The organism is uncultured Campylobacter sp. (assembly GCF_938017705.1).
In the GTDB taxonomy this organism is placed as follows: domain Bacteria; phylum Campylobacterota; class Campylobacteria; order Campylobacterales; family Campylobacteraceae; genus Campylobacter_B.
In genome coordinates, this window is sequence record NZ_CALIIS010000009.1 from 1 (window position 1) to 20,573 (window position 20,573).

At 45.4% G+C, this 20,573-nt stretch carries 22 protein-coding genes and 1 tRNA gene; 15 read left to right on the forward strand and 8 right to left on the reverse strand.

Going from position 1 to position 20,573, the window contains the following annotated elements:
- The first annotated feature begins 394 nt into the window (after positions 1–394).
- The 5 genes from Q0605_RS00535 to Q0605_RS00555 all read left to right on the forward strand — a co-directional run bounded on the left by Q0605_RS00535 (position 395) and on the right by Q0605_RS00555 (position 7,826).
- Positions 395–471, forward strand: a tRNA-Ile gene (locus Q0605_RS00535).
- Between the two features lie 263 nt (positions 472–734).
- Positions 735–2,045 carry a dicarboxylate/amino acid:cation symporter gene (locus tag Q0605_RS00540; protein ID WP_298703312.1) on the forward strand — a complete coding sequence of 437 codons (1,311 nt, stop codon included), beginning with the start codon at positions 735–737 and terminating at the stop codon, positions 2,043–2,045.
- Positions 2,046–2,073: 28 nt separating this feature from the next.
- Positions 2,074–2,754 (forward strand): amino acid racemase, encoded by a 681-nt coding sequence (locus Q0605_RS00545; protein ID WP_298703314.1) that lies wholly within the window; start codon positions 2,074–2,076, stop codon positions 2,752–2,754.
- A gap of 324 nt (positions 2,755–3,078) precedes the next feature.
- A complete protein-coding gene (gene dnaE, locus Q0605_RS00550) occupies positions 3,079–7,209 on the forward strand; it encodes a DNA polymerase III subunit alpha (RefSeq protein ID WP_298703316.1) in 4,131 nt (1,376 codons plus the stop codon).
- Between the two features lie 464 nt (positions 7,210–7,673).
- Positions 7,674–7,826, forward strand: coding sequence for a hypothetical protein (locus tag Q0605_RS00555; RefSeq protein WP_298703318.1), 153 nt, complete (start codon positions 7,674–7,676; stop codon positions 7,824–7,826).
- 320 nt (positions 7,827–8,146) lie between these two features.
- Here the strand turns inward: Q0605_RS00555 and Q0605_RS00560 are convergent, their stop codons facing one another.
- From Q0605_RS00560 to Q0605_RS00595, 8 genes are all read right to left on the reverse strand, one after another.
- Positions 8,147–8,383 (reverse strand): hypothetical protein, encoded by a 237-nt coding sequence (locus tag Q0605_RS00560; protein WP_298703320.1) that lies wholly within the window; start codon positions 8,381–8,383, stop codon positions 8,147–8,149.
- Positions 8,384–8,536: 153 nt separating this feature from the next.
- Positions 8,537–8,692 (reverse strand): hypothetical protein, encoded by a 156-nt coding sequence (locus tag Q0605_RS00565; protein ID WP_298703322.1) that lies wholly within the window; start codon positions 8,690–8,692, stop codon positions 8,537–8,539.
- Between the two features lie 106 nt (positions 8,693–8,798).
- A complete protein-coding gene (locus tag Q0605_RS00570) occupies positions 8,799–9,194 on the reverse strand; it encodes a hypothetical protein (protein WP_298703324.1) in 396 nt (131 codons plus the stop codon).
- Positions 9,195–9,220: 26 nt separating this feature from the next.
- Positions 9,221–9,829 carry an ATP phosphoribosyltransferase gene (hisG, locus tag Q0605_RS00575; RefSeq protein WP_298703326.1) on the reverse strand — a complete coding sequence of 203 codons (609 nt, stop codon included), beginning with the start codon at positions 9,827–9,829 and terminating at the stop codon, positions 9,221–9,223.
- Positions 9,826–10,446 (reverse strand): type III pantothenate kinase, encoded by a 621-nt coding sequence (locus tag Q0605_RS00580; protein ID WP_298703345.1) that lies wholly within the window; start codon positions 10,444–10,446, stop codon positions 9,826–9,828. The genes hisG and Q0605_RS00580 overlap by 4 nt, the downstream gene beginning before the upstream one ends.
- Positions 10,433–10,768, reverse strand: a complete 336-nt coding sequence (locus Q0605_RS00585) for a hypothetical protein (protein ID WP_298703328.1) — start codon at positions 10,766–10,768, stop codon at positions 10,433–10,435. Before Q0605_RS00585 ends, Q0605_RS00580 begins: the two co-directional genes overlap by 14 nt.
- Positions 10,755–11,768: an L-seryl-tRNA selenium transferase gene (locus tag Q0605_RS00590; protein WP_298703330.1), complete on the reverse strand. Its 1,014-nt coding sequence runs from the start codon at positions 11,766–11,768 to the stop codon at positions 10,755–10,757. Before Q0605_RS00590 ends, Q0605_RS00585 begins: the two co-directional genes overlap by 14 nt.
- Positions 11,768–12,319: a hypothetical protein gene (locus tag Q0605_RS00595; RefSeq protein WP_297883045.1), complete on the reverse strand. Its 552-nt coding sequence runs from the start codon at positions 12,317–12,319 to the stop codon at positions 11,768–11,770. The genes Q0605_RS00590 and Q0605_RS00595 overlap by 1 nt, the downstream gene beginning before the upstream one ends.
- A gap of 116 nt (positions 12,320–12,435) precedes the next feature.
- Here Q0605_RS00595 and gatC point away from each other — a divergent pair, with 116 nt between their 5' ends.
- From gatC to Q0605_RS00645, 10 genes are all read left to right on the forward strand, one after another.
- Entirely contained in the window at positions 12,436–12,723 is a 288-nt protein-coding gene (gene gatC / locus Q0605_RS00600; protein WP_291939991.1) for an Asp-tRNA(Asn)/Glu-tRNA(Gln) amidotransferase subunit GatC, read from the forward strand.
- A 10-nt stretch (positions 12,724–12,733) separates the two neighbouring features.
- Positions 12,734–13,816 (forward strand): type IV pilus twitching motility protein PilT, encoded by a 1,083-nt coding sequence (locus tag Q0605_RS00605; protein ID WP_005871218.1) that lies wholly within the window; start codon positions 12,734–12,736, stop codon positions 13,814–13,816.
- Positions 13,816–14,493: a CvpA family protein gene (locus Q0605_RS00610; protein ID WP_298703333.1), complete on the forward strand. Its 678-nt coding sequence runs from the start codon at positions 13,816–13,818 to the stop codon at positions 14,491–14,493. The genes Q0605_RS00605 and Q0605_RS00610 overlap by 1 nt, the downstream gene beginning before the upstream one ends.
- Complete coding sequence (locus Q0605_RS00615) at positions 14,490–14,957, forward strand: Fur family transcriptional regulator (RefSeq protein WP_005871221.1); 468 nt, start codon at positions 14,490–14,492, stop codon at positions 14,955–14,957. Before Q0605_RS00610 ends, Q0605_RS00615 begins: the two co-directional genes overlap by 4 nt.
- Before the next feature lies 1 nt (position 14,958).
- A complete protein-coding gene (lysS, locus tag Q0605_RS00620) occupies positions 14,959–16,452 on the forward strand; it encodes a lysine--tRNA ligase (protein ID WP_298703335.1) in 1,494 nt (497 codons plus the stop codon).
- A gap of 2 nt (positions 16,453–16,454) precedes the next feature.
- Complete coding sequence (locus tag Q0605_RS00625; protein WP_298703337.1) at positions 16,455–17,702, forward strand: serine hydroxymethyltransferase; 1,248 nt, start codon at positions 16,455–16,457, stop codon at positions 17,700–17,702.
- 94 nt (positions 17,703–17,796) lie between these two features.
- Entirely contained in the window at positions 17,797–18,828 is a 1,032-nt protein-coding gene (locus tag Q0605_RS00630) for a hypothetical protein (RefSeq protein WP_298703339.1), read from the forward strand.
- A complete protein-coding gene (locus tag Q0605_RS00635; RefSeq protein WP_298703341.1) occupies positions 18,828–19,613 on the forward strand; it encodes a shikimate dehydrogenase in 786 nt (261 codons plus the stop codon). The genes Q0605_RS00630 and Q0605_RS00635 overlap by 1 nt, the downstream gene beginning before the upstream one ends.
- 478 nt (positions 19,614–20,091) lie before the next feature.
- Positions 20,092–20,298, forward strand: coding sequence for a DUF4492 domain-containing protein (locus tag Q0605_RS00640; RefSeq protein ID WP_005871229.1), 207 nt, complete (start codon positions 20,092–20,094; stop codon positions 20,296–20,298).
- Between the two features lie 2 nt (positions 20,299–20,300).
- On the forward strand, positions 20,301–20,573 hold a 273-nt coding region (locus Q0605_RS00645), incomplete at its 3' end, for a cytochrome ubiquinol oxidase subunit I (RefSeq protein WP_298703343.1).

Below are 20,573 nucleotides of genomic sequence, written 5' to 3' on the forward strand. Positions count from 1 at the left end.
CAGCTTAGATGCTAAAAAAACCATCATCATAGAAAAAGGTCCCGATGCCGAAAATAATATCTGCCAGGGAGTGTATGAATTGCCCGGCATCTCTAAAATGCTATCGGAGCCTATTAGCGTGAAAAAAAGCTATTAATTCACGCGATTTAAGAGTGGATTAGATTATCGCGGCGTATTTAAGAGCTCTGAAATTTTATATAAAATTTCGTCTTAAATTTACGCCGCCTTGTGCGCACGAAAGTGATCTTATCGGAAATCAGATAAAGTTGCGCACTTTGGTGTGAAATTTAGCCACTATTTGGGTGGGCCTAAGTTTCATAAAATTCTGCGGTTAGAATTTTAACGCCGTTTTAAGATTATTTTTGTAAAATCACATTTCTTTTTCACCGCTGGCGGGCTCATAGCTCAGTTGGTTAGAGCATCCGGCTCATAACCGGATGGTCCTAGGTTCAAGTCCTAGTGAGCCCACCACCACAAAATTTTTTGCTTTTCACTACATCAAAATCCGCAAAATTTCATAAATTTTTATGCGTCATTTTTTTCTCTGAAATTACTATAAAATTCCGTTTTATAACTTCAAAAGATAAAGCCTGCCGCAGAATTTCAGCTTTGAAATGCGGTTAAGCTCGTGATTGAATTTTCAAATTTAACTTTCATTTGGCGACCGATTAAATTTTATTTTATGGCAAGTTGCGGTAGAATTCCATTAAAATTCTTAGTGCAGGGAGATGTCCATGTCAGAAAATCAAACGAAAAAAGGCGGAATTTTAGCTTTTTATTTTAACTCAAGCTTGCTTTGGCGCATCATTATCGCTTTAGTGTTGGGCTCTGCGATCGGTATGTTGCTACCTAAAAATATGCCGGTAGGCGATACCACGTGGGTGGCGATTTTAACACCTTTGGGAGATCTTTTTGTGAGACTTTTAAAGATGATCATGGTGCCGATCATCATCTGTTCGCTCATCGTAGGCACGAGCAGCATCTCGCCCGCGCACCTGGGTAAAGTAGGCGTTAAGGCGATCATATTTTACGCTATAACTACGCTTTTTGCGATCGTCATCGGTCTAGCGTGTGCGTTTGTATTTTCTCCAGGTAGCGGGCTTGATCTAAGCGATGCGTCCAAGGCCGTCGAAAAGGCAGCGAACGCGCCTAGTATGAGTAAAATTTTGCTTAATATAATTCCTACGAATCCTTTTGATTCCATAGCCAAAGGCGAAATTTTGCCGATCATCGCATTTTGCTTATTTTTTGGCGTAGGGCTTGCGTTTTGCCGCGACAGTAGTGATGCTCGTATCAAAAATTCTGCCGATACGGTTTATAATTTTTTCGACGGAATGAGCGAGATTATGTTTAAGGTCGTGCACTGGGTGATGCAATACGCACCAATCGGCGTTTTTGCGCTAATGTTTGTAGTGTTTAATAAAAGCGGTATCGAGGCTTTTAGCTCGCTACTAAACGTCACGATTACCCTATACGTGGGACTTGCGATCCAAGTATTTGCGGTTTATTGCGTTATTTGTATGCTTATCGGAGTTAGCCCGATTAAATTTCTTAAAAAAGTGCGTCCGCCGATGCTTACGGCTTTTGTTACCCGCAGCTCCAACGGCACGCTTCCGATTACGATGCAAACCGCCGAAGATATGGGAATTCCAAAGGCGATCTACGGCTTTGTTTTGCCCGTGGGTGCTACGGTGAATATGAACGGCACGACCGTGTATTTGGGCGTGTGCACACTTTTTATCGCTAATGCTTGCGGTATCGATCTAAACAGCAGCCACTACCTCACGATCATCATCACTTCGATGCTTGCGGCGATCGGAACTGCCGGGGTTCCGGGAGCCGGTGCGCTGATGCTGCTTTTAGTGCTCGAATCTATCGGCGTCAAGGTAAGCGGTAATGTAGCGATCGCTTACGGAATGATTTTAGGCATTGACGCGATTTTGGATATGGGGCGAACCTCGATGAACGTAACGGGCGATGTTGTCGCGTCGATCTACGTCGCAAAGAGCGAAAACGAAATGGATATGAGTAAGTGGGAAAATTAGCCCAAGTAAAATTTAGAAAGGACGAGCTATGAAAAGAGTTGGAATTATCGGTGGAATGGGACCTTTAGCGAGTGCGGATCTGTATATGAAGATCATAGAAGAGACTGCGGCGAGCAGCGATCAAGAAAATATTCCGCTTGTAATTGATAGCTATCCGCAGATTGAAGATCGCACGGCATTTATCTTAGGCAAAGGTGAAAATCCGCTTCCGCGCCTAAGCGAGAGCGCTGTTAGGCTCAAAAATGCAGGCTGCAAGGCGTTTGCGATGGCGTGTAACACGGCGCATTTTTTCGCAGACGATGTAGAAGCTGCGGCGGAAATCCCGCTGATTCATATCGCCGAGGTTACCGTAAAAGCGATCCGCAAAAATTATCCAAACGCCCATAAAATCGCTGTGCTAGCCACTATTGGTACAAAAAAAGCTAAAATTTACGACGATCCGCTTAAAGAAGCGGGGCTAATCAGCGTGGATCTCGGCGAAGAAAATCAAGCAGTCTTAATGGATTGTATCTACAAAGGTGTTAAGGCGGGCAAGACTGCCGAATACGTGGGGGCTTTTGAGAATTTGTTAGGTAAAATCGATGCTGATATTTACGTCGTTGCCTGCACCGAGCTGCCGCTATTTTTGCCGTTAATCAAAAGCGATAAAATTTTCGTCGATCCTACTAGAGAGCTTGCTAAAGCGATCGTGGAATTCTCAAGATCGTAGAGCCGCAAGGCTTTGCAAGCTCGAATTTTAAACCGCAAAATTTTACGACGATCTAAGTCGTAGAATTTTGCGGAATTGCGTTAGCTCAAAATTCCGTGTGAGCGGAATTTATATGATAGCAAAATTTCATCACAGCATTTTAAACTTAAAATTTTGTCAAAATTTAATCCGCAAGATCCAGAATGTAAAACCTCCGAAGTAAAATTCCGTAACAAAATTTGCTCGTAAAATTTCGTGCTGAAATTTAAGCTAAAATTCCATTAAATTTGACCGTTTCTAAAGCCCGAATTTAATATAATCGCTTCAACCGAAAAAAGGATCAAAATGAGCGACTACACCCACCTGCACCTTCATACCGAGTATTCGCTGCTAGACGGCGCGAATAAAGTAAGCGAGCTCGCCGAGCTTTTACAGAGCCGCGGCACCAAGGCGTGCGCGATCACCGACCACGGCAATATGTTCGGCGCGATAGACTTTTATCAGACGATGAAAAAGCACGGCATTAAACCTATCATCGGCATCGAGACCTACCTGCACAACCACGACGATATCGGCGATAAAAGCGACCGCCAGCGCTACCACTTGATACTGCTTGCCAAAAACGAGACGGGCTATAAAAATTTAATGTATCTTAGCTCGCGCGCGTTTTTGGACGGCTTCTACTACTACCCGAGGATCAACAAAAAAATTTTAAAAGAGCACAGCGAGGGGCTCATCTGCTCCTCGGCATGCCTAGCGGGCGAGGTGGAATTTCATCTAAATAAAAGCGAGCGAAATTTAAAGCGCGGCGCGGGCGGCTACGAAGCGGCGAAAAAGGCGGCGCTCGAGTATAAAGAAATTTTCGGCGAGGATTTTTATCTCGAGATCATGCGTCACGGCATCGGCGAGCAGTTAAATGTCGATAAAGACCTCATCCGCCTCTCGCGCGAAATCGGCGTCAAGATCATCGCTACCAACGACGCTCACTATGCGCGCAAGGACCGCGCCAAGGCTCACGACGTCTATCAGTGCATCTCGATGGGCAAGACGATCAACGACGGCGACCGCCTAAAACACGTCGTTTCGGAATTTTACGTAAAAAGCGATGAGGAGATGAGGCGGCTTTTTGCGGACATCCCCGAAGTGATCGAAAATACCGCCGAGATCGTAGAAAAATGCAATTTGAAATTTGCTTTCGACGAGAAGGACTATGCGCCCACACCGCCGAATTTTAAATTTACGATCGAATACGCCGATAGGCTCGGGCTTTCGCTGCCGCAGCCGGACGAACGCTATAGCTTTGCAAACGACGATTTTTTATTCGATCATCTCTGCCGCGAGGGGCTTAAAGAGCGCCTTAAATTTATCGATCCCGCCAAGCACGAAATTTATCGCAAGCGCCTGGAAAAGGAGCTTGCCATCATCAAAAACATGCATTTTTCGGGCTATATGGTCATCGTGCAGGATTTCATCAACTGGGCGAAGGATCACGACATCCCCGTAGGCCCCGGTCGCGGCTCTGCGGCAGGCAGCATCTGCGCGTATGCGCTTCGCATTACTGATCTCGATCCGATCCCGTATAATCTGCTTTTCGAGCGATTTTTAAATCCGTCGCGTATCTCGATGCCCGACATCGACGTGGATTTTTGCCAGGCGCGCAGAGGCGAGGTGATCGACTATGTCATTGATCAGTATGGCAAATACAACGTCGCGCAGGTTGCGACCTTCGGTAAGCTGCTCGCGCGCGGCGTCATCCGCGATGTGGCTCGCGTCTGCGATATGCCGCTTTCGCAAGCCGATAAGATGGCGAAGCTGATCCCCGATAAGCTCGGCATCACGCTCAAGCAGGCTTACGACGCCGAGCCGAAGCTGAAAGAATTTATCGATGCAGATCCGATCGCACAGCAGGTTTGGGAGTTTGCGCTGGGCCTTGAAGGGCTAAATCGCAACGCAGGCATGCATGCCGCAGGCGTTGTGATCTCAAACGAGCCGTTGTGGAATAAAGCGCCGCTATTTAAGCAGGATAAGGGCGAGGATGCGCGCCTGGTAACGCAATACACTAAAAACTATCTCGAGGACGTCGATCTGATAAAATTTGACTTCCTGGGTCTAAAAAACCTTGACGTAATCGATAACGCCGCCAAGCTCGTCAAGCGCCGCTACGGTCGCGACATCGTCTGGGAGGAGATCGATTTTAACGACCGCAAGACCTACGAGACGATTCAAAGCGGCAACACGCTGGGGATTTTTCAAATCGAGGGCGCGGGCATGCAGGATCTGGCGATGAACCTGCGCCCCGACCGCTTCGAGGATATCATCGCGATGATCTCGCTCTATCGCCCGGGGCCGATGGATCTAATCCCTGATTTTATCAGGATCAAACACGGCGAGCTAGAAGCAAGCTATATCTTCCCCGAGATAAAAGAAATTTTAGAGCCAACATATGGCATCATCGTCTATCAAGAGCAGGTCATGCAGATCGTGCAGAAGGTGGGCGGCTTTAGCTTGGGCGATGCCGATCTAGTGCGCCGCGCGATGGGCAAGAAGGATGAGAAGAAGCTCGCTCATATGCGCGAACAATATCTAAGCGGCGCCAAAGAGCTGGGCTTTGACGTAGCTAAGGCGGATGAGCTATTTGATCTGATTATGAAATTTGCCTCCTACGGCTTTAACAAATCCCACGCCGCGGCGTATTCGATGATCACCTTTCAAACAGCCTATCTTAAGACCTACTATCCGGCGGAGTTTATGGCGGCGCTGCTTACTTCGGAGGAGGGCAATACCGATAAAATTTCAAAGTATATCGACGAGGCAAGCCGTCTAGGCATCGGGCTTTTGCCGCCGTCGATCAATCAAAGTTTAAGGGGCTTTAGCGTCGTGGACGACGAAAACTCCAAATCGGGCACCTCGATCATCTACGGCCTCGGCGCTATCAAGGGGGTGGGCGCCGCCGCGATCGAAAATATCTTAGAACTTCAAAGCGAGGCTAAATTTCAAAGCATCGACGATTTTGCTTCGCGCGTGGATAATTTCCGCGTCAATAAAAAGGTCATCGAGTCGCTGATCTATGCAGGCGCGATGGATTGTCTGGGCAAGAGTCGATTAGCGATGATTCAAAATATGGAAAATATCCTAGACGTGATGAAGAAGATCACCGAGATTAAAAAGGACGCCGCAAGCTCGCTTTTTGGCGAGGATGAGGATATGACGAGCGGCATGAGCGTAAGCTTCGTCGATACCGATAAGGAATTTCCGCAGGGCGAAATTTTAAAATTTGAGCAGCAGACCGTGGGCGTGTATCTCTCGGGACATCCGCTGGATGATTATAAAGAGGAGATGGACGGGATCGATTATGCCCTATCCTCGGCGTTTAGCGAGATCGACGGCGATAGCGCCGAGGTGCTTAGCGTGGGGCGGATCGAGGATCTGTCCACGCGCATGACGAAAACGGGCAAAAAAATGGGGATTTTAAACGTGCTTGATCTGCACGGCAGCTTCGAGCTCGCGGTGTTCGACAATGCGCTAAAGGCGATCGAAAACTTAAGCCCGCAGGAGCGGGAGCGTCCGTATGCTTTTATGATTAAAATTTCAAAAAGCGCGGTCGGCGGCGCGGCGTATCAGCTGTCGTTTCTTTCGATGATGAGCCTGCAAAACGCTCGTGATCCGAGCTTCCGTCCGCGCGCGGGGGTATTTTTGGGCGAAAATCCGCTAAGAGCCTATGCTAGTGAGCTTGACGGCATTTCGTACACCAAATCCAGCGAATTCGACGAGCTGGTGGACGACGGGGGCGCGGGCGTTAAAATTTTATGCGTCGGCAAGATCGAAAACGTCTTTGCGCGCACGACTAAATCGGGCAAGCAGATGGCAAACGTCACGGTGCTCGATCTTTCGGGAAGCTTCGAGATGAGCGCGTTCGGCGATGTTTACGAAGCGGTCGCATCGTTAGACGACGACGCGCTGGAGCGCCCGATGGCGTTTTGGGTGCGGCTTAGCAAAAATACATCCCCTTACGGCGGCAAATATCAAATTTATCTGGATGAAATTTTAAGCCTGGATGCGGCGCGCGAAATCGAAAACTACGCGCCTGATAAAATTAGAGGCTCCAGATTCGGCTCCGAGCGCAGAGGTGAGGGCGGAAACGGTTTCGGCGGCGAACGAAGCGGCGGCTACGGCGGAGGGAATTTTGCGGAGCGAAGGGGCGGGTTTGCTGCGGAGGATCCCGCTCTTAAGGCGCGCAAAGAGCGCGAGGCACAGCGCAAAAACGCGCAGGATTTCGAGTTTGAGCTAAATTTGGGCGAGCTTAGTCGCGAGAAAATTTATAAAATTTACCATCTCGCCTTTTGCGATACGGCGCTAAAAAACACCAAGCGGCTGATTCTGCGGATCCGCAACGGCAGCGAGGTGCTAGTTTATCCGACCGAATACATCGTGAGCGATAATTTTACCGAAAAGGTGCGCGAAATCATTGCGGCGTAGACGCGGTGCGGCTCTCTCGCCGCACTGGATCGGTAAAATTTTATTCTTGCCTGTCGCCGTACGTAAACATTTTATGGGGTGACAGCCAGTCTCGACTGCCGATTAAATTTCATTCTAGCTAGCGCTGCATGCAAGACGTTTTAGCGCGCAGGGAGCTTAGACTTTGGCGCGGCCGCGATAAAAGATAAGTTATTCGGCTCAAAATTTGCCGCGCATAAAATTTACTGTGTGCCGCGCAGAAACCAAAACTGCACGGATCGTCTGCGATATCTAAATTTATTGCATTTATCGCGGCGGAATTTTATGTGCTATAAATTTACAAAAACACAGACCGCCTCTGCTTTATTGTCGGCAAGACTTGCGGTACGCCGCTTGCACTGCCGCAATGACAGCTCACCCATAATCTCGCGGACAGAGCGTGAAGTATGTCGTCGCGCTAGCTTGCCTACGGCGCGGCAAATGGTGTGGACTCTTTCAAATTAAAGCTAAATTTTTACGAAGCCTTGTTTTGGCAAAACTCCGCGCGTAGCGTAAAATTTTACCGCACGAAATACAGAGCGAAATTTTGGAATTTTAAAATTCTACGCCGCGGAGTTTTAGAATTTCGTAAGCCGTAAATTTAGGGCTAAATTTAGAATTTCATAGCGATAGAATTTTAAAATTCTACGCTGCGCGGCTTTGGTAAAATACCCTACCTCTTGATAAATCAAATTTGCAAGCTAGTTTAAATTTAAGCGATGCGGTTGCTGCCAAAAAATTCTATCTGCAACGGCGATTTTTAAACGACAGCGCCGAAACGGGCGATGATGATTTGCGGAAGTGCGCTGCGCCGGTTGCAAATACCGTGCGGTGGGCAAGCGAGCATTAAGCGATAGCGCCAGTCTTTCTTATGCTTTATCCAACTCGTTTGTTGCCTTGCCAATTCTACTTGAATTACTCATTTTTTATCCTTTTTATTAAAATTTTTTATATTTAAATATGCTAAGTTTTTTCTTATTTCGTTTTCTTGTTTAGAAGTTAAACTAAGAATTAATATTGTTGGGGAAATTTTAAATCTTCTTTTTCTAAAAATGGCCATTAATTCTGTAACTCCACAATATCCATACGAAAAAAATCTATCAATTTGTTTCGCATGTAATATAATTTTAAAACCAAAAATATCCTTATAAACCATTTTATCTTCATAAATTTCAAAATAATCAAAAAAGATTATCGAATATAAAATTTGTAAAACTATAAACGAAATATAGGCACAAAACGTATTTAAAATCAGACTAAATATGCCAATATCAAAAACAAAATTTGGTATAGCAAATATTATCGGTATCTAAGCTATCAACAAATAAACAATTAAATCAAAAGCCACATAAAACGGATTTCTTTTATCAAGTCTATAAAGTAGTTTTGGTTCGTTTTGATTTTCCAAATTCGTATTTTTATCTAAATTTTGATTATTTTCCGAATTTTCTTTTAGTTTTTCCAAATTTTATTCTTTTTATAAAATTTCCTAGCAAATTCAATCTCGGTCAGTATCGTTTGATACTGAATTTTATGAATTTACAAATTTAAACTCGCTATTGCTTTTAAATTCAAGCAACAAGCAAATTTAAATTTGCAAATTCCCCTAATGCTTCAAATCCGTTATTAGCCAAGCTCCCATCTCTTAGTAAAGCATGATTTCCAAATAGTTCGCTTCCGTTTGTTATGCTATTTGTGATTAGGGTTTTATTGATGAGAATTCCGTCATTTTTATCTATCCAAGAGGTATTTTCTGCGAATTTGTTATTATCTAGGTCGAAGTATGTTTTACTGTTTTTTCTTGATATTGTTTTTATGCCGTCGCCGTTTAAATCAATCACAATCGGAGAAGTTTTAGTTGAAGCCGGAGTCATATCCGGGAAAGTATCGTTTGGACTGTCGAGGTCATCGTCTATGATTTTTTGTAAATTCTTAGTTATCTCACTACTTTTTAGCAAATCAGACAATTAATTTACCAACTCATCAGTTAAACTCAAAGAATGCGAGCCAGCTTATCTCGTAGGTTTAAAATTTCATCGCGCTTTAGCACGAAGCTGTTTTTGTTGGCGATGAGGTGCGCGGAGCTTTGCATTATGGTTTCTGCGGGTTGCAGCCCGTTTTGCTTCATCGTAGCGCCGGTCTCCACGACATCGACGATAGCGTCGGCAAGCCCTATGAGCGGGGCTAGCTCGATCGAGCCGTAGAGTTTGATAATATTTACGGCGACGGCCTTGGAGGCGAAGTATTCGCGAGTGATGTTGGGCATTTTCGTAGCGATTTTTAGACTCGGAGCGCCGTAGTTTAGCCGGGTGCCCGCATGCACGCCCACGCAGACGCGACATTTTCCGATTTTAAGATCGAGCAGCGTAAGCACGTCGGGGCGATGCTCCTCAAGCACGTCAAGCCCCACTACGCCGATATCCGCCGCACCTCCCATAACGTAAGTGGGGATATCTTGGTTGCGGACGTAGAGGAATTTAAAATCGCCCTCTTGCATTATGAGTTTGCGATCCTCGAAAGCAAAATCAAGCCCGAAGATGGCTTTAAAAATTTTAAGCGTATCGTCGGCTATGCGACCTTTTGGTAGGGCTATGGTTATCATGCGAGCCCCTTTTTTGCGATCAAGCTTACCATCGATTTAAAGATCAGATCCTTTTCATAGATTGAGTTACGAAAATACCGCATCAAATAGGCTCCGTCGCCGCCCGTGAAGTAAATTTTATTATTGCCCGCGATGTTTTCGATAGTAAGCACGATAGGCTTTAAAATCCCGTAGTTTACGGCGTTTACGGTCTTTTGCGGTAGCGGGTCCAGATCGATATTGGTTGAAAGCGTGACATCCAGCACGGGCGCGATGCTCGCGAACGACTTTAAAAGTGTGCCGATACCAGGCATTATAAATCCGCCTAGGTGTGAGCCTTTAAACATCAAATCCACGGTGATCGCGCTGCCCGCATCGACGACGATGCCCGTCGCTACCGCGGAGCACGCCGCTATGCGGTCGATCCCGAGCCCGCGGTAGGCGGTTTTTAATTCAAAGTACGGCGCCAGATCGACAAACAGAGGGTTTTTCAGCTTTTTTTTCACGCTATCATTGACGCTAATGAAAAAAATTCGCTCCTTCGGCTCGTACCGCATAAACTCCGCTACGGGCATGCTTTGCGTTACGCCGCCTTTATAAAATTTAACTCTAGAATTTCCTACGTCACACAAAAGCATAGAGGCTAAATCCATTTTCTTTTAAAAATTTCGCGCTTTTAGAGCACATCTGCGAGTTGTAAAACAGCACGCGCTTTTTGACGACCTTGCCTAGGCTTGCGCTAATATCGCTTGTGAGCGAGAGTAGAAATTCCGCGTCGCGCATTACAAAGCGAGATTTTGCGTCACGCATAAACAAAAGGACGTTGTAGTTTTTTAGATCCACGCCGAAATACGCGCCGTATGATCGCGAGCGCGTAAAGCTAGCGATATCTAGCGTTTGGAATTTTTGAAGCAAAAGGCCTTCGCGAACGCAGAGTTTTGAAATTTTATCTAGCATCAAAATTTAAAATTTTATCGTCGTAGTAAAACGAGCTACCCGCGATAAAAGACTTATCATCGAACTCGCCATTTAGCTCGTAGATCGCTTGTCCATCTAAATTTTCATTCACGCGGATGACGTAGCCGTTGCGCTCAATGATATACAGATAGCCACCGCTAAGTAGTGCGCCGCTAAACTGCGCGAAGGTAAATTTACGCGATTTGAGTAAATTTAGCCCGCGATCTAGTAGCTCGACTCTGCCGTCTTTTAAGAAAAGATAAATTCTATCGCCGCTAAAAATCACGTCTTTGATGTCTACGTTATGATTTTTATTGCCCGCAGGACTTACCAGCATTAGCCTAGTGGCAGTTACGGCATAAAGGTTATCGCCCTTGTTTTCTAAGGCAATAATGTTGTTAAAAAACGGCTGGTTGCTTACGACGAAATCGCGTGCCGAGCGCCCACCTACGTTTTCTGCGATGCTAACTAGTCCGTCTAGCGCAGGATAAGCGATAAGCTGGTTGATAAATAGCGGTGACGCCACGCGCGAATCGATTGCGAATGCATCGCCTACTTTATGATCGAGTACCACTGCGCCCGAGCTTAGCTTGATAAGCATAATCGAATCATCACTCATCACTAAAGCCAAATCATCGCCGCGTATATTTGCACTTAGCGCTTGTCTGCCGAGGGCTTTTTCAAATTTTACGGCGCCTGTGCCACTAACCACTTTAAGCGTGCCATTGATGTCAGTTACGACGAAATTTCCATCATATTCACCTAAAAATTTCTCACTTTTTAGGACTTTGAAATTTTTCACCAATCCGTTTTTAGAGATGACTTCGCCGTCTTTTAGCGTAGCACCATCTTTACTAACCGCTACGATTTCCGATGGCAGTGAGCCGTTAAATTTCATATCGCCTGTGATGTTTTCGTCGCTAGGTTCGAAATACTGGCGCTTCGTCGAGCAGCCTAAAAATAAAAACGATAGTAAAAGCGTAAATATCAGCGTTTTTTTCATTATTTATTGCCTCCATAGTGTTTCAAAGCAAGTGCGATTTGACGAACTGGCGAGTTGAGCGGAATTTTATCTAGCTCTGCGTGAGCTTGCTCGATTTTGCCCTCTTTTAGTAGGTCGTAGCCTTTGAGCAAAGAATCGTAATCGGCGAGTAGCACTCCGCCTTGTTTGCCGTTTTGTAGATTTATTATCTCTTTTAGCATAACATCGATGCCTTGGGTATTTTCTAGCGCCGCTCGCTCGTCTGCAGAGCCGTTTTGCAAAATATAAAGAGCGTATAGATTTATATCTTTTTGCTTAAGCTCGGCTAGCTTAGCGTCATCGCGCTTGTTAAGCAGCTCGTCATAGATCGCATTAGCACTTGCTATGCGGCGATCGCTTAGAAATTCATTTGCGTAATATCCGATAAATGCTACGATCAAAACCGCAGCCAAAAATATCAGCGGCTTTTTGTATTTTTTTACGAAAATTTCACTTTTTATGACGCTTTCTAGAAACTGCTCTTCTGTACCAATCTCTTTTTTCACGCCTTCGATGTCGTCTTTTAAAGCCAAAATTCAGTCCTTTATTTGAGAAAATCGGCGTAATTGTAGCATAAAAAATTTTAAATACCGCCTAAGATAAAGAATTTTTATGATATAATGTCGCATTTATCAGAAAAAGGAAAGTTATGATAATAGACGACGCCTTGCTAAGCAAGCTGGAAAGGCTATCCGCTCTTAAAATTCCAGATGCTAAGCGAGAAGAATTTAAAGGGCAATTAAATAATATCGTAGATTTTGTAGAAATTCTAAATGAGCTGGATTTACAAAGTGGCGAGGCGGCTATCACTACGCTGAAAGGCGGTACTCCGTTTCGCAAAGATATTCCACGCAAAAGCGACGTCGCAGAAAGCGTCTTAAAGCATGCTCCGCAGTCCGAAGGCGGCTACTTCGTAGTACCGAAAATCATAGATTGAAAGGAATTTTATGGAAGAAGTTCAAAGAAATTTAGTAGATATCGAAACCCTACTAAAAACCGTCGTTTTTAACAAAGCGAGCGACCTTCACTTAGTTTCGCGCTCGGCGCCTCAAATACGTATCGACGGAACATTGCGCCCACTTGCCATGGATCCGCTTAAGGGCACGGATATCGAGTATATCTGCTACGCGCTCATTACCGATGCTCAAAAAAGTGCACTCGAGGAAAATAAAGAGCTTGACTTTGCGATCGAGCTTCCTAATATCGGACGCTTCCGTGGCAACTACTACTACACTATGAACGGTGATTTGGCTGCCGCATTTCGTATTATTCCTATCGATATTCCTAGCCTGGACGATTTAAAAGCCCCTACGATTTTTAAAGAGGTAGTCAAGCACGAAAAAGGCATGATTTTGGTTACCGGGCCTACTGGTAGCGGTAAATCAACTACTCTTGCCGCGATGCTAAACGAAATCAACGAAAAAGAGCGCAAGCACATCATCACCGTTGAAGATCCGGTCGAGTTCGTCCATACCAATAAAAAAGCGCTTTTTTCTCACAGAAATATTGGCACCGATACCCATTCCTACGCTAATGCGTTAAAATTTGCCTTGCGTGAGGACCCGGACATTATCCTAGTTGGTGAGATGCGCGATAGAGAGACTATCTCGATTGCTATTACCGCGGCTGAAACCGGTCACTTGGTATTTGGTACCCTACACACCAACTCCGCGATGCAGACGATCAACCGTATTATAGATAGCTTTGATGGCGGCGAGCAGCTCCAAGTGCGAAATATGCTCTCCGTGTCACTTACCGCGGTCATTTCGCAATCACTTTTGCCGAAGCTTGGCGGTGGACGTATCGCGATCCATGAAATTTTGCTCAATAACAATGCCGTAGCGAATCTAATCCGCGAAAACAAGGTGCATCAAATTTACTCTCAAATGCAGCTAAATCAGCAATCTACAGGAATGATAACTCAAACTCAAGCGATGGTAAAGGCGATCCGTGCAAATCAAATTTCAAAAGATACGGCGTTTAGGTACTCGACTAACCTACAAGAGCTAATAGGCGTGGTGGGTGCTTGATGGAAGGTATTAATTGGTTCGACGTCGGCTGTTTGGTACTCGTAGTGCTCTTCGGACTACGCGGTATCACCAACGGCATTGTAAAAGAAATTTTTGGAATTTTGGGTCTCATCGGCGGTCTTTTTGCCGCGATGCGTTATAAAACTATGGCAGGCGAGTGGATTGCAGCCAAAATTCCCGCTTTACAGAATACAAACGGCGTGCTTTCAGGCGATACGACGCAGGTTCTCATCGGCTTTATCGCTGTGCTTTTTGGTGTATGGATCTCGTGTTTGATTATAGGCGAAATCATTTCAAAATTCTTTAAATGGAGCGGACTCGGATTTGTCGATAAGATCGGCGGTTTCGTGTTTAGCGTAAGTAAAATTTTCTTGATTTTTGCAGTTATCGTTACGCTTGCAAGCGGTCCTATGTCGATGAATGAACAGACTAAAAAGTATTTTGAAAGCAGCAAAACTGCGCCGATTTTCTTAAAAATCGGAAATTGGATTTTAAATCTCAAAGACGATCCGAAGATCAAACAAAGCTTGGATTCTATCGGTTCTAAGATGGATGATAAGCTCTTAAAAGATCAAAATTCTACCGCCCGTATGAACTCGGATCAAAATCAAAGCACTGAATCTAGCGATTTTAATGCTAGTTCAGAAGTAAATTCTACAGAAAGGACGAAATTATGAATGCAAAAATCGAAAATTTAGAGTTTGACGCTCTAATTGTTGAGTTTAAAAAGGCACTTGCCGCTAGCGGTTTAAAATATACTAAGCAGCGCGAGGTTTTGCTCCGCACGCTTTATAACAATAACAAACACTTCACGCCTGAGGCACTTCACAACGAGATCAAAGCGAAATTTCCGGAGCTAAACGTAGGCATAGCGACGGTGTATCGCACCTTAAATTTATTAGAGGATTCGGGGATGGCGACGTCGATCTCATTTGGCGCACAGGGCAAGAAATTTGAGCTTGCCAACAAGCCTCACCACGACCATCTAATCTGCAAAAGCTGCAATAAGATCATAGAATTTCAAGACGCCACTATTGAGCGAAAACAGCTTGCCGTCGCCAAAGAGCACGGATTTACGCTTACGGGACACATGATGCAGCTGTATGGAATTTGCCCTGAATGCGCGGCAAAAAGGAAGTAGATTGTTTGATAGCCAGTTAGAGATCCAAAGGATAGACAAGGCGTCGGAACTTCGGAATTTAGGGGCTAATCCCTATCCGCACTTTCTGAAAAAAGATATGAGCATAGCCGAGTTTAAAGAAAAATTCGGCTTCATAAAAGATACCGAGGATAAAAAAGCGAGCGAGGAGGTAAGCCTTGCCGGACGATTAAAGCTAAAGCGCGTCGCGGGCAAATCCACCTTTGCAAACATAGAAGATCAAAGCGGCAATATTCAAATTTATTACTCGCGCGACAGCATCGGCGAGGAGGATTACGCTAAATTTAAGAAAAATCTTGAAGTGGGCGATATAATTTTGGTGCGCGGATATGCCTTCATCACGCAGACGGGCGAGTTTTCGATCCATGCTAGCAAAATAACGCTCGCGTCTAAGGCGATTTCGCCGCTTCCGGAGAAATTTCACGGACTAACCGACATCGAGATGCGCTACCGCCAAAGATACCTCGATATGATAATGAACCCAGAGATCCGCGAGGATTTTATCAAGCGCTCGATCATCGTTAGCGAGATCCGCAGCTTTTTTGAAAAGCACGGATTTTTGGAGGTCGAAACGCCGATGATGCACCCTATCGCAGGCGGCGCGAATGCTAAGCCTTTCATCACGCACCACAATGCCCTAGACATCGATCGCTACTTGCGTATCGCGCCAGAGCTGTATCTTAAGCGCCTCGTCGTAGGTGGCATGGAGGCGGTCTTTGAGATCAATCGAAACTTCCGCAACGAGGGTATGGATCTGACGCACAATCCGGAATTTACTAGCATAGAATTTTACTGGGCGTGGCATGATTATAACGACGCGATGAACCTAACCGAGGAGCTATTTAAAGCGCTGTTTAAGAGGCTCGGACTGGGCGAAATTTTAACCTACGATGAGCGCGAGATCGATTTTTCAAAGCCTTTTGCGCGCATAAAGTATCTCGACGCGCTTACGCAGATAGGCGGCATCGAGCCGCAGATCGTAAATGATCGCGAAAAGATCATCGCAAAGCTCAAAGCCGATAAATTTGAAGTTAATGGAAAGCTTGATCTAGGCCACTTGCAGAGCGAACTTTTTGATAATTACGTAGAAGCTAAGCTCATAAATCCGACCTTCATCGTGGATTTTCCGATCTCGATCAGCCCGCTTTCGCGCAGAAGCGACGAAAATCCGCAGATAGCCGAGAGATTTGAGCTCTACATCGCGGGCAAAGAGCTAGCCAACGCTTTTAACGAGCTGAACGATCCGCTCGATCAATACGCCAGATTTAAGGCGCAAATCGACGCCAAAAACGCAGGCGATGACGAAGCTCACGAGATGGACGAGGATTACGTTCGCGCGCTTAGCTACGCGATGCCGCCGACTACCGGCTGGGGGCTTGGAATCGATCGCTTGGCGATGATTTTGCTGAATAAAAAATCGATCCGCGACGTGATTTTGTTCCCTGCAATGAGGCCGCTAAATTTAGAGAAGGAGTGAACGTGTCAAATTTAGAAAAATTCGATAATGAAATTTTTAGCTTAACCAACAAAGAGCTTGCCCGTCAGTGCGATTATTTAGAGATGATCGCGAGCGAAAATTTTACCTATCCCGAGGTAATGGAGGCGATGGGCTCGGTGCTAACAAACAAATACGCCGAGGGCTATCCCGGCAAGCGCTACTACGGCGGCTGCGAGTTCGTAGATGAGATCGAGCAGATCGCGATCGATCGCTGCAAAAAGCTCTTCGGCTGTGAGTTCGCAAACGTTCAGCCAAACAGCGGCAGCCAAGCCAACCAAGGCGTCTATGCTGCATTTTTGAAACCTGGCGAGAAAATTTTAGGCATGGCGCTTAGCCATGGCGGGCATTTGACGCACGGCGCGAAGGTCTCAAGCAGCGGAAAGATGTATGAGAGTTTCGAATACGGCGTGGAGCTTGACGGCCGCATAAACTATGATAAGGTGCTTGAGATCGCTCAGATTGTAAAGCCGAAGATGATCGTTTGCGGTGCGAGTGCTTATACGCGCGAGATAGATTTTGCTAAATTTAGACAGATTGCAGATAGCGTGGGTGCGTTTCTTTTTGCCGACGTAGCGCATGTCGCAGGGCTCGTCGTCGCGGGCGAACACACAGATCCGTTTCCGCACTGCCACGTCGTAAGCTCGACCACGCATAAAACGCTTCGCGGTCCGCGCGGCGGCATCATAATGAGCAACGACGAGGAATTTGCCAAAAAGATCAACTCGGCGATCTTTCCGGGCATCCAAGGCGGTCCGCTAATGCACGTTATCGCCGCTAAGGCGGTCGGTTTTAAACATAATCTAAGCCTGGAGTGGAAGCTCTATGCCAAGCAGGTCAAGGCAAATGCTAGAGTTTTGGGCGAGACGCTGGTTAAACGAGGCTTTGATCTTGTTAGCGGCGGCACCGATAACCATCTGATTTTAATGAGCTTTTTAAATAGAGATTTCAGCGGCAAGGACGCTAGCGCGGCGCTTGAAAATGCAGGCATTACGACGAATAAAAATACCGTACCGGGCGAGACGCGCAGCCCGTTCGTCACCAGCGGTATCCGCGTCGGCAGCCCCGCACTTACCGCGCGCGGCATGAAGGAGAAAGAATTTGAGTTTATCGGAAATAAAATCGCCGACGTACTAAGCGACATCTCAAATTCCAAGCTTCAGGCACAGGTCAAAGAGGAGGTACGAGATTTGGCGCACCGCTTTATCATCTACGACCGCGCGATGTATTAAATTTAATAAATTCGGGTAAGCTTACCCGAATTATCTATTTCGTAAATCTTGCGTGGTAGAATTTACAAAGTAAATAATAATCTTAGGAGAGAATATGAACGACAAAAATTTCGATATGAGCAGTATAGACGACATAGTGATCAATAGTGGCAATGTCGATAAGAACGCAAATTTAAAAAAAGGTCTTACCGTCGCAGCCGGCGTCGTAGTTTTATTCTTAATAATTTTAATCATAATGAAGGCTATTAATAAAGACGATATTGATACTAACGCAGGTCTTACTATGCCTAGTGAAGAAGAGCTTGCCAAAGCGGAGCAAAAGCCTGCCGTACAAGTTCAAAAACCTGAGCCTTCGCAGCCTGAGCCTGTAGAAGTGAAATCAGAACCCAATACAGCATCTGCAGCTCCAACCAAAGTAGAGATAAAAACCCAAGAGCCTAATTCAGAAAGCAAGGTCGTCGCAAGCGCTCAGCCTGAAGCACAGAAAGTAGAAATCCAAAAGCCTGAAATCAAAGAAGAGCCAAAGAAATCCGAAGTTAAAATAGAAAGTAAAAAGATTGAGCCTAAAGACGAAGCCAAAAAGTCTGAAAAAACGGACGTAAAAAAGTCCGAGCCTAAAAAAGAGTCTGCAAAAGACGAGATCAAAAAAGAACCTTCTAAAACCGAAATTAGAAAAGTCGAGCAAAAAGTAGAGCCTAAAAAAGAACCCGAAAAACAAGCAAAAGCAGAAGTTAAAAAAGAGTCTTCAAAAACGGAAGATAAAAAGGAACATGCTAAAGCTGAGGCCAAAAAAGAGCCCGCTAAGCCCGAGCCTAAAAAAGAAGCCAGCAAGCCGGAGTCTAAAAGCGAGGGCGTAAAAGCTGGCGTTGCAGCAAAGAGCACCAGCACCAGCGTGGCAAACGGCAGTTATGTGCAGGTTTTCGCATCAAATGCCTACGATCCAAACGGGTCTGACACTAAAAAAATCACTAAAAAAGGCTATAATCCGATCGCTCTGCAAACTCACGTCGGCAGCAAGAGCGTGACTAAAATTTTAGTTGGACCTTTTGAGGGCGAGGCGCTACAAAAGGCACTTAGCGATATGCGCAGCATCAATAGCGGAGCGTATATCTACCGAGTGAAATAGTGGACAGATTCGCGGTTTTCGGCAACCCGATCGCCCACTCACTCTCGCCGCTACTTCATAATTACGCGATAAAATTTTTGGAGCTGGACGCCTACTATGGACGAGTTTTGCTGCGGCACGGCGAGGAGCTGCGAGCTAAATTTGAAGCTTTAAGGCTTACGGGCGCGAACGTAACCGTGCCTTTTAAGCTTGACGCGCTCAAAGCCTGCGATGTCCTAAGCGAGGCGGCCAAGCAGATCGGCTCGGTAAACACGCTGGTGCTAAAAGGCAGCGCGCTGCACGGCTTTAACACCGACGCGCAGGGGTTTTTCTGCGCGATCTTGGGTTTTGGCGAGATTCGCAATGCGCTTATTTTGGGTGCGGGCGGCACGACGCGAGCGATCGGCTACGCACTAGGCAAAAATGGCGTGAAATTCGATATCCTAAATCGTAGCGCAAAGGATTTTGACTTCGGCTGCGAGGAATTTTTTACCTATGAAAATTTCAGATCTAAAGACTACGATCTTATCGTCAATGCCACTGGCGCGGGGCTAAAAGATGATGCGCTGCCTGCGCCCGAGGGGGTAATAGATGAAATTTTATCCCGCGCAAAATTTGCTTTTGATGCGATCTATGGCAAGCAGACTCCGTTTTTACAAGCCGCGCGCGCAAAAAATTTGCCTGCAAAAGACGGCAAAGAGATGCTGATAAATCAGGGCGCGCTTGCTTTCAATCTCTTTTTCAGCGGCAAATTCGACTTGGCAGAGATTGTATCGCTGATGAGCCGTGCTGCAAATTTGCGCTAAATCGGCTCTTAGGCTTTTCAATTATCCGCCCAGTCTAATGAAATGCTTTAAATTTTGCGTCGAGTTAATTATACGTTCTTAAATTTTATATCGTGTAGCTTTGGGCGTTTGATTTTAAAATTCTTACGGTTTGCTTTCAGCTGAACCGTGTTAATTTGCCTGTAAAAAATTCTATTTAAAATTGCTACGAATTAGGCATAAAGATGCTTGGTAAAGTCTCGCGCATTTTTCTGCTCGTTTCTTGGATGTTCTATTCTAAAATTTTACGACGAATCTAAACTAAAATTTTGTGCAGTTTAAGTAAAATGCGATCGGTTGCGAATTATGCGGTAGAGACTTTATTTAAGTGTGGTGGCGCAAAAACTCATTTATTAAAAAGATAAAATTGCTACCAAAATTTCAAAATTTAAAGCTAAATTTTAATTAATTGTTATACAATAAAAAATATAAACTAATAATTGCTAAAGGTTAAAATTTGATGTTTTTCGGCAAAATTTTAAAATTTTACGCGCACGGATTTGCTTCGATGAAGCTTGGCAAAACACTATGGGCGGTGATTTTGATCAAGCTATTTATAATTTTCGTGCTACTTAAATTTTTCATTTTCGACGAAAATCTGGATTCTAAATTTAAAACTGATCAAGAAAAAATCGATTTCATCTATAAAAATTTGACTAAGGAGTAGGAATGCAAGAGCTTGCTAGCGTGGATTGGTCGAGGGCGCAGTTTGCGCTCACGGCGCTTTATCACTTTCTTTTCGTGCCCCTAACGCTGGGGCTTAGCTTTATCGTGGCGTTTATGGAGAGCCTATATGTCGCGACCGGTAAGCAGGAGTGGCTCAAGATCACTAAATTTTGGCTGCGCCTTTTCGGTATAAATTTCGCCATCGGCGTCGCGACCGGCATCATAATGGAGTTTGAGTTCGGCACCAACTGGGCGAATTATAGCTGGTTCGTGGGC